The 21,091-nt window shown below is 38.5% G+C and carries 19 protein-coding genes; 6 read left to right on the top strand and 13 right to left on the bottom strand.

All coding sequences use genetic code 11. The features are described 5' to 3' along the window. Positions 1–192: 192 nt before the first annotated feature. Positions 193–1,191, top strand: a complete 999-nt coding sequence (locus QS795_RS07960; protein ID WP_154603870.1) for a 2-hydroxyacid dehydrogenase — start codon at positions 193–195, stop codon at positions 1,189–1,191. Between the two features lie 14 nt (positions 1,192–1,205). Continuing rightward, positions 1,206–1,643 carry an META domain-containing protein gene (locus QS795_RS07955; protein WP_286272083.1) on the top strand — a complete coding sequence of 146 codons (438 nt, stop codon included), beginning with the start codon at positions 1,206–1,208 and terminating at the stop codon, positions 1,641–1,643. Between the two features lie 81 nt (positions 1,644–1,724). On the opposite strand, the gene grxB is transcribed toward QS795_RS07955, so the two are convergent. Next, the gene (grxB, locus tag QS795_RS07950) at positions 1,725–2,369 is read right to left on the bottom strand and encodes a glutaredoxin 2 (RefSeq protein WP_286272086.1); all 645 of its coding nucleotides are present in this window, start codon (positions 2,367–2,369) and stop codon (positions 1,725–1,727) included. 607 nt (positions 2,370–2,976) lie between these two features. Here grxB and QS795_RS07945 point away from each other — a divergent pair. Then, positions 2,977–3,288, top strand: a complete 312-nt coding sequence (locus tag QS795_RS07945) for a helix-turn-helix domain-containing protein (protein ID WP_286272088.1) — start codon at positions 2,977–2,979, stop codon at positions 3,286–3,288. Positions 3,289–3,524: 236 nt separating this feature from the next. Here QS795_RS07945 and QS795_RS07940 read toward each other — a convergent pair whose 3' ends face one another. The 8 genes from QS795_RS07940 to QS795_RS07905 all read right to left on the bottom strand — a co-directional run bounded on the left by QS795_RS07940 (position 3,525) and on the right by QS795_RS07905 (position 12,608). Then, a complete protein-coding gene (locus QS795_RS07940) occupies positions 3,525–4,541 on the bottom strand; it encodes a fimbrial protein (protein ID WP_286272089.1) in 1,017 nt (338 codons plus the stop codon). Continuing rightward, positions 4,532–7,006 carry a fimbria/pilus outer membrane usher protein gene (locus tag QS795_RS07935; RefSeq protein WP_318627131.1) on the bottom strand — a complete coding sequence of 825 codons (2,475 nt, stop codon included), beginning with the start codon at positions 7,004–7,006 and terminating at the stop codon, positions 4,532–4,534. The genes QS795_RS07940 and QS795_RS07935 overlap by 10 nt, the downstream gene beginning before the upstream one ends. 8 nt (positions 7,007–7,014) lie before the next feature. Beyond that, positions 7,015–7,716: a fimbrial biogenesis chaperone gene (locus QS795_RS07930; protein WP_132495887.1), complete on the bottom strand. Its 702-nt coding sequence runs from the start codon at positions 7,714–7,716 to the stop codon at positions 7,015–7,017. An 88-nt stretch (positions 7,717–7,804) separates the two neighbouring features. Continuing rightward, positions 7,805–8,380: a fimbrial protein gene (locus tag QS795_RS07925; protein ID WP_154603876.1), complete on the bottom strand. Its 576-nt coding sequence runs from the start codon at positions 8,378–8,380 to the stop codon at positions 7,805–7,807. A gap of 1,667 nt (positions 8,381–10,047) precedes the next feature. Next, entirely contained in the window at positions 10,048–10,491 is a 444-nt protein-coding gene (locus QS795_RS07920; RefSeq protein WP_224061158.1) for a YcgN family cysteine cluster protein, read from the bottom strand. 17 nt (positions 10,492–10,508) lie between these two features. Next, a complete protein-coding gene (locus QS795_RS07915) occupies positions 10,509–11,165 on the bottom strand; it encodes a fumarylacetoacetate hydrolase family protein (RefSeq protein WP_154603877.1) in 657 nt (218 codons plus the stop codon). Positions 11,166–11,185: 20 nt separating this feature from the next. Further along, a complete protein-coding gene (locus QS795_RS07910; RefSeq protein WP_286272093.1) occupies positions 11,186–12,289 on the bottom strand; it encodes a lytic murein transglycosylase in 1,104 nt (367 codons plus the stop codon). Positions 12,290–12,338: 49 nt separating this feature from the next. Further along, entirely contained in the window at positions 12,339–12,608 is a 270-nt protein-coding gene (locus QS795_RS07905; protein WP_036948197.1) for a YcgL domain-containing protein, read from the bottom strand. Positions 12,609–12,737: 129 nt separating this feature from the next. On the opposite strand from QS795_RS07905, the gene minC reads away from it, so the two are divergent. Genes minC through minE form a run of 3 tightly spaced genes read left to right on the top strand, consistent with a single transcriptional unit; the run spans position 12,738 to position 14,602 of the window. After that, complete coding sequence (minC, locus tag QS795_RS07900) at positions 12,738–13,463, top strand: septum site-determining protein MinC (protein ID WP_154626774.1); 726 nt, start codon at positions 12,738–12,740, stop codon at positions 13,461–13,463. 23 nt (positions 13,464–13,486) lie between these two features. Then, entirely contained in the window at positions 13,487–14,302 is an 816-nt protein-coding gene (gene minD / locus QS795_RS07895) for a septum site-determining protein MinD (protein WP_154603880.1), read from the top strand. Positions 14,303–14,305: 3 nt separating this feature from the next. Next, positions 14,306–14,602 carry a cell division topological specificity factor MinE gene (gene minE / locus QS795_RS07890; RefSeq protein ID WP_036948203.1) on the top strand — a complete coding sequence of 99 codons (297 nt, stop codon included), beginning with the start codon at positions 14,306–14,308 and terminating at the stop codon, positions 14,600–14,602. A gap of 72 nt (positions 14,603–14,674) precedes the next feature. On the opposite strand, the gene QS795_RS07885 is transcribed toward minE, so the two are convergent. The 4 genes from QS795_RS07885 to QS795_RS07870 form a co-directional block, all read right to left on the bottom strand. Then, complete coding sequence (locus tag QS795_RS07885; RefSeq protein WP_286272096.1) at positions 14,675–15,454, bottom strand: energy transducer TonB; 780 nt, start codon at positions 15,452–15,454, stop codon at positions 14,675–14,677. A 50-nt stretch (positions 15,455–15,504) separates the two neighbouring features. Further along, on the bottom strand, positions 15,505–18,537 hold the full coding sequence (locus tag QS795_RS07880) for a TonB-dependent receptor domain-containing protein (protein WP_286272097.1): 3,033 nt from the start codon (positions 18,535–18,537) through the stop codon (positions 15,505–15,507). A gap of 18 nt (positions 18,538–18,555) precedes the next feature. Beyond that, entirely contained in the window at positions 18,556–20,004 is a 1,449-nt protein-coding gene (locus QS795_RS07875) for a surface lipoprotein assembly modifier (protein ID WP_286272098.1), read from the bottom strand. Between the two features lie 79 nt (positions 20,005–20,083). Next, positions 20,084–20,836, bottom strand: a complete 753-nt coding sequence (locus tag QS795_RS07870) for a Slam-dependent surface lipoprotein (protein ID WP_286272099.1) — start codon at positions 20,834–20,836, stop codon at positions 20,084–20,086. Between the last annotated feature and the right edge of the window lie 255 nt (positions 20,837–21,091).

Here is a 21,091-nt window from a genome sequence, read left to right as displayed (position 1 = left end):
ACACTAAAAATGGCCGTCTTTGTTAAAGATAGTGAGCAAACGAAAATCAAACGTAAACAGTAAGATATTTTCTTAATTTAGAGGTGATTTACATCACTAATTGTCTTATTCTGAACGCATATTTTTGTAGGTTTGTTTATTTTACCTACACTTTGTCATTTATTGGTTCCTATAAATTATGGAGTTCCTCTGATGAAAATTGTTTCCTATAGCACCAAACAGTATGATCGCAAACATATGGAACAGGTCAACCAACAATCAGAGTTTAATTTTAATATTGAATACTTTGATTTTCCATTAACTGTTCAGACGGCTAAAAACGCCGTCGGTGCTGATGCAGTCTGCATTTTTGTTAATGATGAAGCGAACCGTGCTGTGCTGGAAGAGCTCGCGGCTCTCGATGTCCATATTCTCGCGTTACGCTGCGCTGGCTTTAACAATGTTGATTTGGATGCCGCCAATGAGTTGGGCATTCAAGTCGTTCGCGTTCCTGCTTATTCCCCTGAAGCTGTTGCAGAACATGCTGTTGGCATGATGCTATGCTTGAATCGCCGTATTCATCGTGCGTATCAACGCACTCGGGATGCTAACTTTTCTCTTGAAGGTTTAACTGGCTTTAATATGCATAACCGTACTGCTGGTATTATTGGTACGGGCAAAATTGGCCAAGCCACACTACGAATTTTAAAAGGTTTTGGGATGCGCTTACTGGCTCATGACCCATACCCTAACCAAGCCGTCCTTGATCTGGGTGCCGAGTATGTCGATTTAGACACCTTGTATCGGGAATCCGATGTTATTTCTCTGCACTGTCCTTTAACACCGGAGAACCACCATTTACTGGATGAAAATGCATTTAATCGCATGAAATCGGGCGTGATGATCATCAATACCAGCCGTGGAGCTTTAGTCGATTCTGCGGCTGCTATTAATGCACTTAAATCCCAAAAAATTGGCGCATTAGGCATGGATGTGTATGAGAATGAAAGAGATTTATTCTTTGAAGATAAATCTAATGATGTGATTCAAGATGATATCTTCCGCCGATTGTCTTCTTGCCATAACGTCTTATTTACTGGTCATCAGGCGTTTTTAACTGAAGAAGCCTTAACAAGTATCAGCTTAACAACACTGAGTAATATTCAGCAAATCAGTCGTGGCGAGAACTGCCCGAACGTTGTGAAGCCTTAGTTGGATCTCGCATCATGAAAAGATTGATCCCGCTCACTCTCTTTGGTTTGTTACTTGCCGCTTGCCAAACCCATCAAGTCAAGGCGGGTAGCAGTCAGCAATCCCTTGAGCAGCAGTTGATGCATCATAATTTTGTCTTAACTGAAGTGGATGGTCAGCGCATTGCTAAAAAACAGACCGCACCGTCCATTTCATTCGGTGAAAAATTGTTTGTCTCCGCTTCTATGTGTAATGACTTTAACGGAATGGGCACAATTAATAATGCAACATTAAAAGTTAAAACATTAAGTAAAACAGAATTAGAGTGCGTAGATGAGGATCTTTCACGATGGGATAGCTTAATTAACCGTATGCTGAAAAATGGAGCAACAGTAACATTAACCAAAGATCATTTAACGTTGACACAAGGGCATTATAAACTTGTTTATACCTTGAGTGATTATATGCAGTAATTCTGCCCTTATTACAAAATAAAAAACCGCCATTTTTAATCTGGCGGTTTTTTATCTTATTCTATTGCTATCCGTTAAAGGCTACTTAGCTTGGCTGAATAACAAATTAATTCCCGTCGCTTTTGATGTGCGATCCATATAGTCATGAATTGTGGTACTAAAACCTATTTCTTTCACGATACTTAAGCTACGCAACACAGGGAAGATAATAAAGTCGTTAATATCCACAAGTGCTTTGCTACGCTTTTCTAGCCATACATCTAATAGATCCATATGCGGCTCTAACTCAATCAACAGCGTGTGCGTTTCTTTACGCAGTATGGATAAATCATCCCCATGAAACTTGCTAACACGCTGGATATATGCGGTTTTAGCCGCCTCTGTCGCTATCTCAGGAAATTCAGATTCAGTAAAACGTGGTGTCACTAATTTAGATACCGTCGAAGAAACTGCTTTATACCAGCTATCAATTTCAGGGCTAATTTCTCCTGCAGCTAAACGGGGTTCACTTAATTGGTCAACATAACGCACAATATCTAAACTCTCAGGTAAATAGCTACCATCTTCTTTCTCTAGAATAGGTACCATTTTGCGCCCTATCATACGTGTTGGGGTTTCGATATCGTTATCCAACAAAATAACTTCTTCTACCGCAACTTTTTTTAAGCCAAAAATCATTCTGGCACGAACACAAAATGGACAATGATCATAGATATACAGTTTCATGTTACCCTCGCACACTCAGTGATAAAGCGAATTAATTTAACTCAAGTATACTTGATATTTATACTTAGTGTAGCGTTAAAGAAATTTCTTTTTTATTATTTCATATAATTAATTTAGTTATATTTAATTATAAAAATCAAATAAAACAAAATACAAATTAAATTTTAATTCACAAATAAATCACAGCATTGTATTTTAAATTCATTAATTTATATTTCCATTTATATTCAAAATAAATAATTATTAAGGAGATGGGAAATACAGAACATCTCCTAACCAACCAAAAAGTTCCAAAATGGAACAATTTAACCAAACTAATCAACATATTAAACAATTGACTTACAAATAAGAAAATGTCGATTTTATTAAACAGACAGGTTTAACCGCATAATTCTAGCGGGATATTCTTATTGTTATTTTAATTCAGAATATTCAAAATGCCATTACAGCAACAAGTGTCAAACTTTTTAATATGACTATCATTGAAAGTTAAACACTTTAATTTGACGTTATATTAAATTATTAGCTTTCAAACCAGCTTATAATTTAATATAATATATAGTGAGAACGACTGATAATAACCTTAATAATAAGTTGAGTATGTCATATGGACATTCATAGTGTCATTGGTCTTAAAATAAAAAACCGGAGAAAAGAGCTAGGCTTGTCAGGTGCAAATCTAGCAAATAAGTTACATTTAAGTCAGCAGCAAATATCGCGGTATGAAAATGGTATTAACAAGATTCCAATCGACCATCTAATTGATATTGCTGAGATTTTAATGTGTCCCATCGAATGGTTCTTTAACGGTTATAAAAGTGAAATTAATAATAACGATGACCATTCATTCGATATTCCGAATAGAGAATTACAATACGCAGCAGAAAGTGTAATTATTCCATCTAAACATCACGCATAATAATCTTTTTTTAATTATCTAAAAATACCCAGCTAAGGCTAATGTAGTAATTAATCTTTATCGATTAAAATTAGCTTCCTGGGTATTTTTTATTTCTCTCGAAAAATTAAAATTGCATATTATATATATAATAAAATATCCGACCTCACACCACTGACCAGTATTAATTTAAAAATAAAAAATCGCATATCTTTCATTGAAAATATGCGATTCATTATAGAAAATTAATGTAATTTTTAATCGTAGGTTACATTGAAAACCAAATGCGACCGAACATCACCTGCCGAAATCGCTCTTTCATAAGGAAAGTATCGAGCTGTTAAAGGAAAAATTAACAAATCATCTTGATTATTCACTACGGTACCTACTTTATAACTATGAGTAAAACTTAATGGTGCTTTACTACTTCTTTCTATCACTTGAATACCAACACCCTTTGCACCATTAGTTCCAGCTTCTTCATTTCTTAATACACCATTAACATCACTAGCCGAAGCATTTCCACGAAAATCAATATTAAATGTAGTTAAGCCTGAAGAGGTAATACCACCGTTACACTCCATGGTAATATCAAAATCAATTTCTCCCACAGGTGCTTGATAAGCGGTCAATTGATTGCGTTTTATCGGCGCGAGTGTCACATTCTGTTCTCGTCCACCATTGATTAAGCAAGATGGCGATACAATGGTGATTGCATTTCCTTGTAGATACGTCCGAATTAGCGGATCCGTATTATGTTTGTAACCATATTCGGTGTACTGCCCATTAGCAATTGTGCCAGAACCTGTTTTTCGTGCGGTTTTTATCAACGTTAATGTGAACGTTGAGTTTTCAAGGTATACGCTTACACCATTTCGCCCGCCGTAAATCGTATGAGTACCGGGATAGAGAATATTGACTTGGTTTCCACCACGTTCAAATTTCATTCCTATCCCTGGGATACTGGATTGATAAACGCCATCACCTAAATGACGCAGGCCGCCCATCACCACTTCAGCTTGAAGCGCATTCGTTCCATAGCATGTTAAATACGATTGATAGCCATTAGTACGCATAGGCCATTGTTTTCTCATAATAATCCCTCCAACAGGAAGGTTTGGATCAACAACAACATTGCCTAAAGTCATATTGAGATCTATGGGTCTTACATTCTTGCGATAACAAACATCTGCATACCCAAAAGCTAATGCATACTGAGTAGCAAGGAGAACACCAGCACCAATTAGCCAGCGCCATTTTTTGATCATTGACATAGACTCTCCTGACTGTTTTCCGCCGTTAATGGGAACGAGCACTCGCCGCCTTCCCATTTCACTGTCGCAAGTTTAGATTCATTATTACTGATAAAAACGGTACCACCTTGCCCTACAACACCAATGTAATTCCCTTGAGGATCCAAAACATTGGCACCAAATGGCAGCGCTTTATTGTTTGGTCTAACCACGCTATACACCGCATTTTTCTCAACTTTCGTATCAAAAACAACTTTTACGACGCTACCTTCATACGGTACAACTTGCGCAGTGGTGCTATTAAATACGATGTCTTCTGGGCTACCTTTCGGGTCAATGTCGACATTATTAATACGATAAGGACGAACATAAGGCGCTAACGCATACCCATGGCTATCAATTTTAGTATTCTGTGATCCCATGACAGAAGCCCCTTCCGCGCCTTTCGCTTCTATTAATGCAATCGTTGAAGAGGTATTTGGCGAGAATGTGACTCCACCAGCATGCACCACCATTGATCCATTAGCTGAAGCACCATATTGGCGATAACCATTACCTTGGCTGTAGTTAGCATTCGTATTCACGACTGAAGTTTGGTATCCCGTGTTCAATGCAAAGTTACTATTACCGTGTTCTTCAAACGACGTATTTAAACCATAAGTCCAATTATTTTCTGTATCAAATGATCCATTAACGCCCACTTGTGAAGAACCAAATTTATCATTATTAAAGATGGTGTTTGAGGTAATGGCAGCGTAATTGCGATCCCCGAAATAGAGAGGGAAGTTCACATTTAAGCTCACACGGTCATCTTGCGTTCTTTGCGTATTATCTGAATAGACTCGCATAAATGAGATGCCATACGAAAAGCGTTCAAATTGGTTGTTGTAATTTAATTGATACTGTTTTTCGATACCGCTACGGTTCCAATAACTTGAAATACGTCCAGTAAAATAGAAACTTCCTAAGTCGTACGGTAAATTTTGGTTAATTGTGTAGCTAAAACCGTTTTTCTCACGCCCTAATGAGCCATCTATTCCTTTCTTATCCGCATCAATCGTGTAAATCGCATTAGAAAGACTGTAATAATCTTCTGTTGAATAACGATATGCCGCTAGCACAAGGTTTGTGTCAGTATCAGAAAATAACTTGTTGAAAGTAAAACGGTAACTTTGCCCCATATCCGTTTTTTGATTGAATACTGTTCTTGATTGGGTAACATCGACAGCAACCGCACCAATAACCGTATTCACACCCGCACCTAGCAAATAAGCCTGATAGTCATCAAATGCCGTGACACCACCATACAGTGTGAAAGTGTTATTTAAACCATGCTGCAAAGTACCTTGCATAATAAACGGTTGGTTACTGATACCTTTAGCATCTGATTTACCGCCTGACAGTTGATAACGGGTATAACCGGGACGTAGTAACTGCGCCATCGACGTGTAAGGCACACTAAAAGAAGACTCACTTCCATCGGCCTCTTTAATAGTCACGACAAGGTCATTACCATAACCAGATGGGTACACATCATTGAGGTTAAATGGCCCTGGTGAAACCGAGGTTTGATAAATAACGACATCATTCTGTTTGACGGTAACAAGGGCATTGCTTTGTGCAACACCACGAATTTCAGGCACAAAAGAACTCATGCTATCAGGATACATCGTATCGTCAGTGGCAATTTTAGCCCCTAATAAACTGATACTGTCAAACATATCCCCGTCAGTATAAAACTGACCAGCGGTTGCCTTAGACTTCAAGCCAACAATAGGACGTTGTAAATAGGTTTGGTTACTGTGCCAATTAGCACCCTCTTTACGTTGCCAATTTAAATTTCCAATATGCTTTAATAACCAACCGTCATAGCTTAATCCTGCATTTAATCCGAGATAAGCACTCGCATTATTGTTGCCGTTTGAGTGACTATCATAATAGTTACTCATATAGCCCAGATTCAATGCAGGGATCCCTGTCTCCCAGAATTGTTCAGAGACATAGCCACGAGATGATTTCTGCTCATAAATTTGAGGAACAGAAATATCAACTCGTAACGTTGATGAATGAAATGTGTCGCTAACATCAGGGTCACTATTCCACTGAGTTAAAAAAAGACACTCTTTACTATCGGGTTTCGCCGTCGGTGCAAATTTTTCGACATTAATACCCAAGTCAGATAACAGAGCTGGGGTATAGCAGGTTCCTAACTGTCCATTTTCTTTTGCGACGAAATCAAGGTCGTATCGCCCTTTCCAACTCCCATTGGTATACACATCAACGGAATATTTTCCTGGGCCGATCCCTGTCGTATTAAATCTGTCAAAATCAACGTTTTCTTGACTACCTATAATGAAACCGCTGTTAAATTCATACGTGGTATCTTCTTCACTCCAAGCATAAAACGACGGTAAAGCACAGACTGTGACTAAACCTGTCACTGAGAGTAAGTTTGTATATTTATTTTTTAACTCTCTCTGCTTCATTCTAAATCCTATTTAACGGTAGTTTTTACCGCTACATCTGAGCCGTAATCATTGATATTATTAATAATAATCTTAGTTCCTGACGTCAGTGCACGCTTGAGCGTCACCGTCGACTGGCTTTTAGGCTCTAAAAAAATTGTTTCATTATTCAATCCGTTAGAACCATCAGTAGAAATTTTTGTAATAGTAATAAAGTATGGCGACGGGTTGCCGATATTAAGTTTGCTGCCATCTGCTTTAACAACGAGTTGTTCAGGAGCAAGCTCGCGACTACCTAGGCCTGATGGGCGATAGAAAAATTTAAAACGAGAACGAATAGCCAATTGCAGCACATTTTGATTTTCTTCTGCTTTATTTTTGACCATTGGTGGAATATCTAACAGATTCAGCCACCATAAGGATTCTCTGTCTTGCGGTAAGGCGGATTTATCCATCAGCTTAATGCGGATGGTTTGCCCACCTTTTGCTTCAATTCGGGAAATCGGCGGCGTGAGTTGAAATGGCGTTTTAATGGTATCAGGTGTTTCAGATGCATCACCTGTATCAAGCCATGTTTGGGCCATAGCAGGACGGTCAGCCGTATTATTTAATTGGATAGTGATTTCTTTTTCATCGCTAGGATAAACAAAACGAGTACCGTTAACGATGATGTTATTTGCAAATGCTGTCACACTCGACAGTAAGCAAAGACTAAATAGAATGGCTTTCATGTGGGCCTCAAAGCAAAAAGCGGCAGTTAACCCACCGCTTACTAACTCATGCTTTTATCGAAAATGCCGATAAAAACTGACTGAAAAATTAGTTATAAGTAATTTCGTAAGTCGCGTAGCTTTGGATTTCACCCGCGCTTACAGTGTCAGGAGTTGCTGTAGAGTAACCAACATAGTAAGTGAAACGGGTATTGCTACCGTTTTTCTCACCAATTGCTTTTGGTTGGCTTGCTTGACCTGGGAAAATTTTAGTGGTTTTTTCGCCGTCAGTAGACAGTGCTAATTGGATGTTTTTAGCGCCGTTAACAACGGTGTTAGCTAAGCTACCGTTAGTATTAGCGGCTAAGTTACCACCAGTCCAACGCACACCTAAAGCTGCAGTATCAGTAACAGGTTTGCCGCTTTGTGCACAATCACTGATTTCAATAGCAAAAGTTTTTGGTTTTAAAATAGTGTTAGCGCCGCCGTTTTTAACTTCTTGTAAAGAAACAGGTGCTAAATACACAGTTGCATCGCTGCCTTGACCATCAACGGAAACGTTACAAGAAACATCCATAACTTTACCGTTAAAGTTAACTTGGCCACCGCCAACTGAAGTTGCTGCATTTGCTGTTGTGAAACCAAGAACTGTTGCTGCGATAGCAGTCAGTAAAACTTTTTTCATTTTCAATTCCTAAGATGAGTTTTTTATTTATTGCTTATACAAATTATTAAGAGGTCTTTTATTCATTCTTGGGTAGCAGCAAAAACAGAGCCCGACCGTATTAAAATACAGCCAGAAGTCAGCATATATAGAGCTTCAACGGATCACCGTAATGCGCACATAAGCAATAGCTCAGTGATATCTGTTTTTTGACCAACAAGTTGTATGACCACTAATTCGAAGCAAAGAATACATAAAAACTTATGTGTCATTAAATCGTTTTTACCTTAGCTTATTAACACTTTAATAGACGCAACCTATTGAAACGATCTATTAATCGAAATGGTCAATATATTAATTACACTTAATAAGTCATATTTAGAGGCCGAATAAGATAATTACAAAGAACAAATTTAAATATATAACATTTAAATTTGTTTTTATAAGATATATGAGATTTTTGTGAATATTTTAAATTTGCGATATAAGTTAAATTTTGTGTTTTTATTTACATTTAGACACTTTTTCTATTCTTTTGATTACAAAATGAATTCACTCTATACGTGTTAAAAATACGTAATTGATAAATTATTCTTATGAAATTACTCGATGTTCATATTGAAACATTTGCCAATAAATAAAATTAAATATCGAATTATTATTCCAACACCCAATTAACTCCCAATAAGAGTAAAAGAATTATCTATAACTTTATTGTGTCTTAGGTTGAAGTAAAAAGTTATATAACAACAATTTCTTAGTGACTAACGCTATCTTAGAGGGAATAGAAAAAATGCGGTAAAGAGGCAGGAAAAATATTTATGATAAAAAATCATAAATACCGCAAGATAATGCTCCTGTCATATAATAAGGCTTTGACAATTTAATCTTATTAAGAGTATCAAGGTATGAGGCTATGTAAGCGGAAATAATCATTTCTGATCTAACAATACTAAATAAGTGGTACTTTTTAGCCAAAAACTTGATCTGCATCAAAATTTGACACATTTGCGTAATTCAGTGATATATAAGGTTATTTTTCAAAAATAACAATTCGACCAAATTTATAAAAATTGCCTAAAAAATGCATATTAGGAATATTCCTAAAAACGCATTTTGTGAGTTTTTGATTTACCTTATGTCTTCATTTTGAACAAAAAAGCATTTAAAGCTAAGTGCTAATCGATTTTAACACTATCTATTCTACTCATCTTTTCAGTGAACTAACGTGACAATAACGTTAATCATAGTTCTATTTCGATAACATTGACTCATTAAATTAGTTCTTCAATGACAATAAGATATTTGAGCACAATAAGACAGGAAAAGTATATTATTTCAATATCCTACTGAATATAACTTAAAATCATCGCATGTGTTAATTAGGCTAACCAAATATTATTTAAATATCACTCTACTTTTTATTAAAGAATATTTAACATTTAAATATTGCTAAATATAAGCCAAATTTATTCTCGTTTTGAGTAATTTATTTTAATAAGCTCCTCAAAATGCAAATTTCTTATTTATAACAAATGATTTTGACAGGTGGGCAAAACTGATGGTTCTTTATTCGATTTGTCGTTTTTCATCGAATTGAGGGGTTTGAATCTAGTTAAAGACGTAGGATAAAAAAAACCGCTCCATATAAATGAAACGGTTTTTTAGAAAAGTCCATTAATGATGCATTATCTGGCGTTCGGGCGGTTCATAATATGATCTTCCCACTCTACCACATCAATTTCTCGTACTGCGATATGGCGAACTGAGATGCCTTCATTATGCATTGCAGCTTTTGAACCGGTTTTCAATGGATGCCAAGCAGGAAGCGGTTTTCCTTCCATTAACAAGCGGTATGCGCAGGTACTTGGTAACCAAGCAAATGTTTCCAGATTATCCCGAGTCAGTTTTATGCAATCCGCTTCATATTTGAAACGATCTGCATAATGTCTGCACTGACAGGTTTTAATATTTAACTGGTTGCAAGCCACATTAGTGAAATAGATTTCATCGGTGTCCTCATCCATTAATTTATGCAAGCAGCATTGCCCACATCCATCACAGAGAGACTCCCACTCTTCATCGGTCATTTCATCTAAGGTTTTAACCTGCCAGAAAAACTGAGACATAATACTGCAAAATCCTATACTTAAATGACTCTAGTGGTCAGTGAATTATCATTAATCGTTAGCTTTAACATATCCCCAGAAGCCAATGGCCCCACACCTTCCGGTGTTCCAGTTAAAATAACGTCTCCAGGACGCAGGGTAAAGAAACGGGACATATAGCTAATTAGCGGTAAAACTGGCGTGATCATATCACGGGTCGAGCCAGACTGACGAACCTCGCCGTTGATTTCTAAACTCAGTGACATATTTTGCAGGTCACTGGTACCACTGACGGGAATAAATCCAGAAATCGGGCATGAACCATCAAAAGCTTTGCTTTTTTCCCATGGCTGCCCTGCTTTCTTAAACTTTGCCTGTAAGTCTCTTAGGGTCAAATCAAGTGCTACCGCATAACCGGCAATTGCACGAGCAACCCTATCTTCATCCGCATTTTTAAGAGGCATACCGATCAAAATCGCCATCTCAACTTCGTGGTGAACCGAGCCCAATTCTTTAGGAATAACAATTGGTTGGTTCACATCACACAGGGCAGTTTCCGGCTTAATAAATAAGACAGGCTCCTCAGGTAGTGCTGAACCCATTTCTTTAATATGTTTGGCATAGTTACTGCCCACACAAACTACTTTATTGGCAGGGAAATCTAATAAAGCACCTTGCCAGTCGCGATGTTGATACATGTCGGTAACTCCTATTATCGTTATTGTATTTTTGCAGCGATGCCATCCGCCATCATACAAACACTTAATGCGAAATAATATGAACGATTCCAATGCATAATCGTGCGGAAGTTTTGGGTCACTAAGAATGTTCGACCTTCAGGGTCATCAGGAATAACCACCCATGTTTTCACATCTGGCGAAAGTTGGGAAAATGCAGGTAATTTAACCCCTAATTTTTCCCACTCCTGAACGGTTTTCCCTTGTTCCGTTTTAACCCCTTCTAAACTACGGTTAAAATCAGCAGGTAGTGAAACTTGATAGCCCCATGGTAATGCAGATTGCCACCCTTCGGTGGATAAATAATTGGCAACTGAAGCAAAGACATCGGCTTTGTTATTCCAAATGTCCATTTTACCGTCACCATCACCATCTGCGGCATAGGATAAATAAGAGGTTGGCATAAATTGGCTCTGCCCCATCGCTCCAGCCCATGAACCTTTCAGTTGCTGATCTTCAGGGATATAACCTTTATCCATGATTTCCAGTGCGGCTAATAATTGCTTACTAAACAGTGCTTCGCGGCGCCCTTCAAAAGAGAGAGTGGCAAGCGCTGAAATCACATCTTCTTTACCTTGTGAACGACCAAAACCACTTTCGAGTCCCCATAAAGAGACAATGTATTGGGGCGGCACGCCATATTTTTGGCTAATTGCGTTTAATACAGCTTGGTTTTCATAGTACTTTTCAACACCCGCATTAATACGAGATTGTGGTAAGACATTTTTTAAATAGCTGGCTAACGTCACTGTTGCGCGTTTTTCAGGTTGCCCTTTATCCGCTTTTACGACACGTTCAAGGAAATAAATGTTAGCAAAGCCACGATCAATCGTAGATTGTTTGATACCTTGAGCCGCAGCATGTTGTTTCAGCAATTCCACATAAGCGGGGAATTGTGAAGGTTCACGTTGATCAATTGGAAAAGCTTTATCTAGCGCGATAACTTCTTTCTCAATCGCAGCTTCTTGTGCCGTTGTCAGAATTCGAGTTTCGTTTGCTTGAGTTGCAGCTTTTTGAGTCTGTGGAGCACTACAACTTGCTAAAAGCACACCAGCGACTAATGTATATAATAACGTTGGCTTCATTTTTATCCTCCTGACGATAATGGCTTTTTAAGGATCATCCTAAATTATCTTAGTCGTTTAATTCGCGATATTCAGAAAGTAAATTTTCAACCGGAGGTGGGAATTGCAAGTAGTAACCAACGTCTTGAAGGTCAGCTCGAACTCGCTCAATGTCCGCATTTGCTAGCTTTTCACGTTTATCCAATGAAATTAACATTGAAAACTGTGGTTTGCCAAATTGCTTGAGGAGTTCTTCTGGAACACGTGAAAAGTCATCTTTCTTCTCGACATATAAATAAGTTTGATCACGGTTCGGGCTTCTATAAATTGCACAAATCATTATATTTAACTCTTTTTCTTGGTTCGTAAGCTTGCTTGAAGTATGCAGTAACTATAACATGCTATTGTTTTACTGAGTATCTTCACCCGAGGATTGTTTCGGAAATTTTAATTTGCTGAGTCTAGATAGATGCCACAATCGCCAATAGAACTTAAAGGCAGCAGTTTTACTCTTTCAGTCATTCACTTACACAGTGAAGAGCCTAAACTCATCAAAAAAGCGCTGCAAGACAAGGTCAATCAGGCTCCTGATTTTCTTAAAAATGCCCCAGTTGTTATTAATGTTGCAGAATTAACTCACCACGCGGATATGTACAGTATTCACAAAGCGATTGTCTCTGCTGGTCTTCGAATTGTGGGCGTCAGTGGTTGTACTGATCCACTGTTAAGACAAAAGATCAATGAAGCGGGCTTGCCAGTGCTTATTGAAGGTAAAAGCAAAAAAGCGCCAGAACCTTCAACGGATGACGTCTCTTTTGCGAAATCTGATATTGCCCCGCAACCTGCTCCTATCGAATCTGCTTATCGCAAAACCCGTATTATCAATACCCCTGTTCGTTCAGGTCAGCGTATTTATGCACCAAATAGTGATCTCATCGTCACAAGTAATGTTAGTGCAGGTGCAGAATTATTAGCAGATGGTAATATTCATATCTATGGCGTTATGAGAGGTCGTGCCCTTGCTGGTGCCTCTGGTGATATGGAAAGCCAGATTTATTGTACTCATTTGCAAGCAGAGCTAGTGTCCATTGCAGGCGAGTATTGGCTGAGTGATCAGATACCTACTGAATTTCTCGCCAAAGCAGCTAAACTTTGTTTAGTTGATAACAAACTTAATATTGAATACTTAAATTAGACCTTATTTACAAGGAATTATTCATGGCACGCATAATTGTTGTTACTTCAGGTAAAGGTGGCGTTGGTAAAACCACTTCAAGCGCGGCCATAGCTACCGGCCTAGCTCAAAAAGGGAAGAAAACCGTAGTTATCGATTTCGATATCGGTCTGCGTAACCTTGACCTAATCATGGGGTGTGAACGTCGAGTAGTCTATGACTTCGTTAACGTTATCCAAGGTGATGCAACTCTTAATCAGGCGTTAATCAAAGATAAACGAACTGAAAACCTTTATATTCTTCCTGCATCACAAACTCGTGATAAAGACGCTCTGACTCGTGAAGGTGTTGAGAAAATTCTGGATGAACTCAGCAACGAAATGGCGTTTGACTTTATTATCTGTGACTCTCCTGCCGGTATTGAAAGTGGTGCATTAATGGCGCTTTATTTTGCTGATGAAGCCATTATCACAACTAACCCAGAAGTCTCTTCTGTTCGTGACTCAGACCGTATTTTAGGGATTTTATCCTCTAAATCACGCCGCGCAGAAAAAGGTCAAGACCCAATTAAAGAACGTTTATTGTTAACTCGCTATAACCCAGGTCGAGTGACTCGTGGTGATATGCTGAGTATGGAAGACGTTTTGGAAATTCTGTGCATTCCATTAGTGGGTGTGATCCCAGAAGATCAGTCTGTTTTACGTTCATCTAACCAAGGTGAACCTGTCATTCTGGACTCTGACTCTGAAGCAGGACAAGCATATAGCGACTGTGTAGAACGTATTTTAGGTGAAGATCGCCCTATGCGTTTCATTGAAGAAGAGAAAAAAGGCTTCTTAAAGCGTCTATTTGGGGGATAAATAATGGCTTTATTGGATTTCTTTCTGTCGAGAAAAAAGACGACAGCAAATATCGCAAAAGAGCGACTGCAGATCATCGTTGCTGAACGTCGCCGCGGTGATAGTGAGCCAGCTTATCTTGCTGATATGAAGCGAGATATTTTGCAAGTTATTTGCAAGTATGTTCAAGTTGACCCAGAAATGTTATCCGTACAATTTGAACAAAAAGATGATGATATTTCTGTTCTCGAATTAAACGTCACCCTTCCTGAAGCGGAAGAAGGTAAAGACGTTAAAGAAGCAAAACCCGCAGAACAGTAATATTGTACAATGCCGCTATATCGCTATATTAAATAACGCCATAGCGGCTTGATTTTATTGTTGATTTCAGTACTAGTCTAATCTGAAGTTAATTTCTAATGTCATTTTTCTATTCATGTTTTCAGGTGGCTTGCCGAGTAGCTTGCTACGCCTAATTGCATCCAATATCGCTTGTTCGAAAAATTGGCTCATTTCTGAATCCACCACTTTCGCATTGACCAACTCCCCCTTCTCTGTGACATCAAACTGAACTTGAATATCCCCTTGCATACGCATTTTGCGGGCTCGTCGCGGGTACTGTTTATGGCTATCAATTTCCCGTTTGATCTGGTCTAAATAACGTTGCTTGACATTGATGCTATTTTCACCATCAGAAAAATGAGAGAGGGAACCTTGCTGCCCTGCTGCTAAAGAGTTTGCTGTGTTTTCGCCTTCTTTTGCTCTTTGGGTTTGTAAATCATCCCGAAGGCTTTCTTTCTTGGCTTTTTCTTCCGGCTTAGCTTTATTTTTTACAGGATTACGCTTTTCAGATTTCACTTCTTTGGGTGTTTTTTCAGCAACGGTATTTGAGGCATTATCTTGATGGCTACGCTGCTTGCTGACCTTGATATTGGCGTACTCAAACTCCTCAATGGCATTGAGTTCACCGCCAGTTACCGATTGGCTTTCTTGGGGGATGCTCACTTGTTGCTCAACTAAAAACTGGGTTAACGCGACGGTCACCACAGGCGAAATTAACGGCGCTGTCATTTTGAATGACAATGAATTGAATGCAAAAAAACAGAAATAAATAATCGTGCCGTGTAATAAGCCAGAAAGCGGCAATCCATAATAAATTCGAAAATAATTCATGGCGATATTCCTAATCAGCCCCAGCAAATATACTTTGCTGGGGCTGAGCCTTAGAAGTGACTAGTCACACTTAAACGAAGAGATCTTCCCGGCGCAGGCATCATGCTACGCGTCAATGGGTCAATGTAATATTCGTTTAATACGTTAGAAGCTAACAACTCCACTAACAGGTTTTTATTCACTTGGTAGGTAACATAAGCATCCGTGACAAATACCGCATTCCAACTCATCGGGTTATTGTTTAAAGGTGAATAAGAAGGACCAAACTTGCTCGCCATCTGTGCTTCATCTTTATTCTCTGTCTTGGCGTGATACCGCACACGCCCGCCAACTTCCAAACTTTCATTAAAGAAGCGCATACCGAGGTTAGTATGAATACTGTATTTAGGTTGTAACTGAGTTCGGAGGTAACCGTGTGGAAAACCGCCTTCAGTACATATTGACCCTTTATACTTGTTCAGCGGGTCTAAACGAGCCATCGAAGCATCATCACAGACTTCATTTTTCAGCCGGAAGTCTACCCCTAAATCCCCAAAGAAACGCCCATTATCATAGCGAGCTAACACTTCTAATCCGGCAGTTCGGTGCTGATCCATTTGAGCAAAAACCAACTTGCCATCACGATCAAACGCATTATCGATAATATTATGGTAATAGTTGATTCTAAAATCGGCGGCTTTTTCTGCTTTCAACCAACTTTGCAAATTGCGCACATAACCGATTTCAAAGGTATGGCTGCGTTCTGGCTTAAAGGGGCGCGTTCTTATGGCGCTATCACCTGCACCAGAGAACCCAATGGTATCTTCAAAAATACTCGGCATTCTAACGGTTTCGGCATAACGGGCAAAAACGCGATCATTTTCTGAAAGGTAAATTGATCCTCCCAGTGATGGGCTCCACGCGGAATTAATACGTTTACCCGGATTTTTATACTTTTCGTTCTCACTAACTGAAATATAGTCCCACTCTTTATTTGGAGAACGATAGGCTATGATTGCTTTCACTTTTTTCTGGCTAATCGGGTCAATCACCTCTTCTGAGAGGTCAATTTCCCCGTTATAAAATGGGTTATTCTCTGTAGTGAGTTTGCCATCTTCATCCACTCGCCATTTGATATAGTCGAATCCGGTAATACGGAATCCCTCATACTCTTCATGGATTGTAGAATAGTGCTCCGCTGTTTTTAGGGAATACTTAGGGAGTGATAACGCTTCTGCGACAAACCATTCAATTTTAGATGTACCAATGCTACTGTCCGGCCAGAGACCTATCTTATTGTAACCATCAAAAGTACGCCCTTGACTATCCACATATTCTCTCACTTTACGCGCTTCCTCTTCCGTTAACGGTCGAGAGTATTCAAAGTTCATGGCTGTCTCAATTTGATGCACAGCAAAGCGCTCATCTTTTACTTTTAATCGGCGTTCTCTTAATAAATCTCGCGACCAATAATTTTGATACTGAATACCTGCATTCACATTTAGCCAATCCGTGGGCCGCCAATCCAACCTAATTGCTCCACTGTACTCTTGGCGCTTTCCTTCACGCGGAATTGCTCGAAATACGTTATATTTAGGCACTTCTGCATTAGGATCAAAGATATCATCATGGCTGTAAATCTTCTCATTCGTGAAGTTACCCATGAAAATCACATCAAAGCTAGGCAGTAATTGGGTCTTATTAGATACCGAAATACCTTGCCTATCATTGAGTTGACTCAGTTTTATACCATCCACTAGCTTTCCATTTACATACGGATTTCGATAGGCCATATCTGTAGACCAATCAAACTCCATCGCCTGCCTAGGTGAAGCACCCGCAGTGTTTGAATTTAAATCCATTTTTGTTAGCCAATAACTTAACTGAAAATCAATAAACGGCTGGTCGCTAGGTTTAAATCCATAGTTGGCATAAAAAGAGCCTAAACTAAGATTTGCCAACGGCCATTGGGGAATTTCCCCTGCCAAATCATGAAAACGAATTTGCGAGGGCATAATTTCCCCATAATGGCTTTTGGTATGCACATAACCGAGGGAGACACTCTGTGATTCAGAGAGCTGCATATTCATTTTTTGTAGAAAAGTTTCGATATTACTGGAAGTATTACCTACTTCTTTAGTTGGCAAGTAAACATTCGCAACAAAAGGAATATTAGGATCTAACGTTTTTTCTGAGTATTTACTATCTCGAGGAATAATTGGTTCTCGGAAATAGTTCGCACCATGACGCCCTGCAAAGTAGTTACCTTGGTTTCGATGGCTATAGGCAAATAGCAGGTTAAATTTATCTTGCCGTAACCCCAGTGCCACTCGCATCGCGCTGTCTTTTAAATTAAAGAAATTGGAACTTCCTGGTTGATCTGGTTCTACCGTTGTTTCTGGGTCACGGAACATCACTAAAGACAGAGAGTCATCATAGTGATTAAGTAAACTATCCATGAGTATGGGGTTATCTCGATAATCACTTCCAAGATGTAATTGATTGATTCGAGGCTTTGTCGAATTAGTGCGTGTTTCCAGCTTAAGATCGACAGCAAAACGTTCATCTGATGGGACAATATCATCAATACTGAGGGTTTTTACTGCCACGCCACCACCAATAGAGGTACGAATATCACGATCTAACATCGGGCTTTTTACTACGGTAATACTGCTGATCATATTGGGGTCAACATAGTTTCGGTTATTAGCCCCATTGTAGCCACGCCACACTGTGATGGCTTGCTCCGTACCGTCCACCGTAACAGGGACGCGTCCTTGACCTTGAATACCTCGCACATTTGGGTCTAACGCCCCACTATTACGCGCATCTCCGCTATAAACACCGACACCGTGGTTCAATATATCGGCGGGGTTGGTGCCTTTATATCGTTCGGCCGCTTCTTTGCTGATATAGATATTTGATTCGTCTTTGTCATATTGGTCATCCGCACCTTTTTGATCCCGCATTTTAATCGTATCAGTCTGGTCTTTTACTTGTATATTGCCCACCTGTTCCCTTGAGTTGGCATAAGACGAAAGTGAAATGACACCCATAGTTAACCCTGTGGCAATTTGCATTGCCACCACCGCTGTTACTTTCATATTAAATCTCAATACGAACTAAAACGTTTTACTTAAATTTAAACCCACTTCGCTTTTATTATAGGAATAGCTTATTTTTGCACTGCTATCATTAAATTTATAATTAACATAGAGTGTTGGTGTTAATGATAAAAATGTGTGACCTAATAGCGTTATTTGACTATTTAACTCCCAAGACTCATCGCTACGTTTTGTATTAAGTGCACTATCAAAATCAAAAAAATCATGATTACTGCTTGTTAATTTATTGACTAATTCATTCATGCCAACGACATTAATTGACCCAACAGTTAACCCTGAAAATTGGTAGCTATCACTTTTATATTTCTCAATATTTTTACCACCATATAAATTTGAGAATAAACTCCATTGCGGATTAACCGAATAAATTGCCGTTATACTATAATTAATATCATAACCTGATCGCGATACTCGTTTCCCAAAGAAAGTTTGATTTTTATACGTTAGATTGGATAGCAAATAAAGCTTATTGCTGGGAGAATGTGCTCCGGTAACGCTCGCCCCGACACTGTAATGATCAAATAAATGCCCTCGCCAATTCATATCTACAATCGGTGAAAATGTGACCTTTTTATTTCCATAAAGGTACTGATAGTTTACTGATGAGTAACTTGTAAAACGTCTTTTTACTGAGCGATGTGGATATTCCCATACATGTCCGCCCATGCTGGCTGACAGAGAGTGCCCTCGATATTGCCAAAGAAGTTTATTGGTATTCCCTGAAAACCCGTACACTAAACCGGATTTGATTTCACTACCTTGCATGCACCACGTCGAATTACATTGCTGCTCCTTGTTACCGTGAGCCTCGGTATAGTTTGTGTCATACTTTACATCCGCATTGAAATTCCCCTGCCAATTAGCTCGATTTTCTAATGCTGTAATTTCATTGTCTATCTGCTTAATTCGGTCTTCAGATAAGTTTATTCTATATTTGTTTTTTATTTTCTTGTATAACGTTAATGCTTCCCGATAATAGCTGTTTTTTATATACACATGTGCCAATTTCATTTCAGCAAACACTGAGTTAGGGTTTCCATTAACTATTTTTAAATAAAACTTTAGCGCTAATGGATAATCACCATTAAAATAAGCTCTTTCAGCTGAAATATAATCCACCATCCCTTTATCGTGATTTTCATCATTTAGATAGTCAGGTAATATTTCATCGATTTTTTGGAATTGCTGCCGATTGACTAAATCATAAAGAATAAAACCAAGGTCGTCGACAGTTTTATTTATTTTAAGTGAAATTATAATGGGTGAGTTATTTCTTGCGTTATTTATTTCAGTTAAAAATCCGATTATTTGTTCATATTGTTGTTGTCCATATTGTTGTTGCCTATAATTTTGCTCAGAAAATGAATTTACAGAGAACAATAATAGAATTAATACCTCAATCTTGCTGATTATTTTTTTCATCCGTCTTCCTTTTTCTTCTTCCATAAAAACACAGGTAGGCAAAATAACTTTTGCCTACCTGATAACAACGATATTGCAAAACAAAGAGTGTTAAATAAAGAAATTACTCTTCGGTTTGGCTACCACCAAAGGCGGTATCATATTGATGGTCACTGTTAAACACCGCGACACCCGCCACATGCTCTGCATTCTCACCGAAGAAGCGACCATAGTTCATACCCGATACGGTGTCATTGGCAATCGCCGAACCAGAGAATGAACCTGCATCTTGAATTTTACCTTCAAGTGCAATTTTTAGATCTTCGCCCTGTAATGAACCGGTATAACCCTTATCACCAAAGTCCGCTTCAAATACACCAGAGAGCTTTTTCTGACCATCATATTGGTTAATTCCCGCAATGGTGTAAGTGGCTTTACCTTCGGTTGGTACTGCTGTTGTCGCATCTTGGCCAGAGAAGAATGCAGTGTGCTTAGCATCGTCTTCTGCTCCAGTTTGTGACCAATCCCCATAATAAACTTCAGCATCGGCAATTTTAGAAAACTGAAATTTTCCCATATCGATATTGCCGTGCTGAGTTCTAGGAAGAACATAGACGTTGCCCTCTTTTGGGAACATAATCATTCTTGTTAATCCTGAAAAGGAGATTCTTTTCCCATCAGCTTTATGACGATAACCAATACCCGGTGAACCAACTTCACCACCATGTGGACCTATAACTGATTGCGTTACTCCTACCGTTACATCCGATCTTTCCGTTTCATACGTTTGGCTCTGTGCAGATTCCGTTACCGCACTCGCACAAGTAGAAACACCCACCAACATAGCAATTAATGTAACTTTAGTACTTTTATTCATAAGTTATTTCCTTATACATTTAATAAGAAATTAAAAGGAGATGATGCTTTTTGCTTTGTACTCTTGGACGTATTTGCGAGCCCACAAACTGGAAATGATTTTATGAGAATGAGTTTTATTTACAAATAGAGAATTTATAATTCAATTAAAAATCATTGTATTAGAATGATATTTTTTCTTTTTATTTTTCAATTAACTATAAAACAACCCTCCCCCTATAAATGTTAATCATCGCTGTAATGGGTTATTTTAAGT

The sequence above is a fragment of the Providencia zhijiangensis genome, assembly GCF_030315915.2.
GTDB classification, from domain to species: Bacteria; Pseudomonadota; Gammaproteobacteria; order Enterobacterales; family Enterobacteriaceae; genus Providencia; species Providencia zhijiangensis.
The sequence above is the reverse complement of the archived record's forward strand: the minus strand, read 5'-3'. Positions and strand labels throughout refer to the sequence as shown.

Bases quoted from the DNA above. Each gene is read 5' to 3' on its own strand.
- grxB (WP_286272086.1), bottom strand. From the start codon at position 2,369: ATGAAACTGTATATCTATGATCATTGTCCATTTTGTGTTCGTGCCAGA.
- QS795_RS07930 (WP_132495887.1), bottom strand. From the start codon at position 7,716: ATGAAAGCCATTCTATTTAGTCTTTGCTTACTGTCGAGTGTGACAGCA.
- minD (WP_154603880.1), top strand. From the start codon at position 13,487: ATGGCACGCATAATTGTTGTTACTTCAGGTAAAGGTGGCGTTGGTAAA.
- QS795_RS07925 (WP_154603876.1), bottom strand. From the start codon at position 8,380: ATGAAAAAAGTTTTACTGACTGCTATCGCAGCAACAGTTCTTGGTTTC.
- QS795_RS07955 (WP_286272083.1), top strand. From the start codon at position 1,206: ATGAAAAGATTGATCCCGCTCACTCTCTTTGGTTTGTTACTTGCCGCT.
- QS795_RS07905 (WP_036948197.1), bottom strand. From the start codon at position 12,608: ATGATTTGTGCAATTTATAGAAGCCCGAACCGTGATCAAACTTATTTA.
- QS795_RS07880 (WP_286272097.1), bottom strand. From the start codon at position 18,537: ATGAAAGTAACAGCGGTGGTGGCAATGCAAATTGCCACAGGGTTAACT.
- QS795_RS07945 (WP_286272088.1), top strand. From the start codon at position 2,977: ATGGACATTCATAGTGTCATTGGTCTTAAAATAAAAAACCGGAGAAAA.
- QS795_RS07935 (WP_318627131.1), bottom strand. From the start codon at position 7,006: ATGAAGCAGAGAGAGTTAAAAAATAAATATACAAACTTACTCTCAGTG.
- QS795_RS07870 (WP_286272099.1), bottom strand. From the start codon at position 20,836: ATGAATAAAAGTACTAAAGTTACATTAATTGCTATGTTGGTGGGTGTT.
- QS795_RS07885 (WP_286272096.1), bottom strand. From the start codon at position 15,454: ATGAATTATTTTCGAATTTATTATGGATTGCCGCTTTCTGGCTTATTA.
- QS795_RS07915 (WP_154603877.1), bottom strand. From the start codon at position 11,165: ATGTATCAACATCGCGACTGGCAAGGTGCTTTATTAGATTTCCCTGCC.
- QS795_RS07910 (WP_286272093.1), bottom strand. From the start codon at position 12,289: ATGAAGCCAACGTTATTATATACATTAGTCGCTGGTGTGCTTTTAGCA.
- QS795_RS07940 (WP_286272089.1), bottom strand. From the start codon at position 4,541: ATGTCAATGATCAAAAAATGGCGCTGGCTAATTGGTGCTGGTGTTCTC.
- QS795_RS07875 (WP_286272098.1), bottom strand. From the start codon at position 20,004: ATGGAAGAAGAAAAAGGAAGACGGATGAAAAAAATAATCAGCAAGATT.
- minE (WP_036948203.1), top strand. From the start codon at position 14,306: ATGGCTTTATTGGATTTCTTTCTGTCGAGAAAAAAGACGACAGCAAAT.
- QS795_RS07960 (WP_154603870.1), top strand. From the start codon at position 193: ATGAAAATTGTTTCCTATAGCACCAAACAGTATGATCGCAAACATATG.
- minC (WP_154626774.1), top strand. From the start codon at position 12,738: ATGCCACAATCGCCAATAGAACTTAAAGGCAGCAGTTTTACTCTTTCA.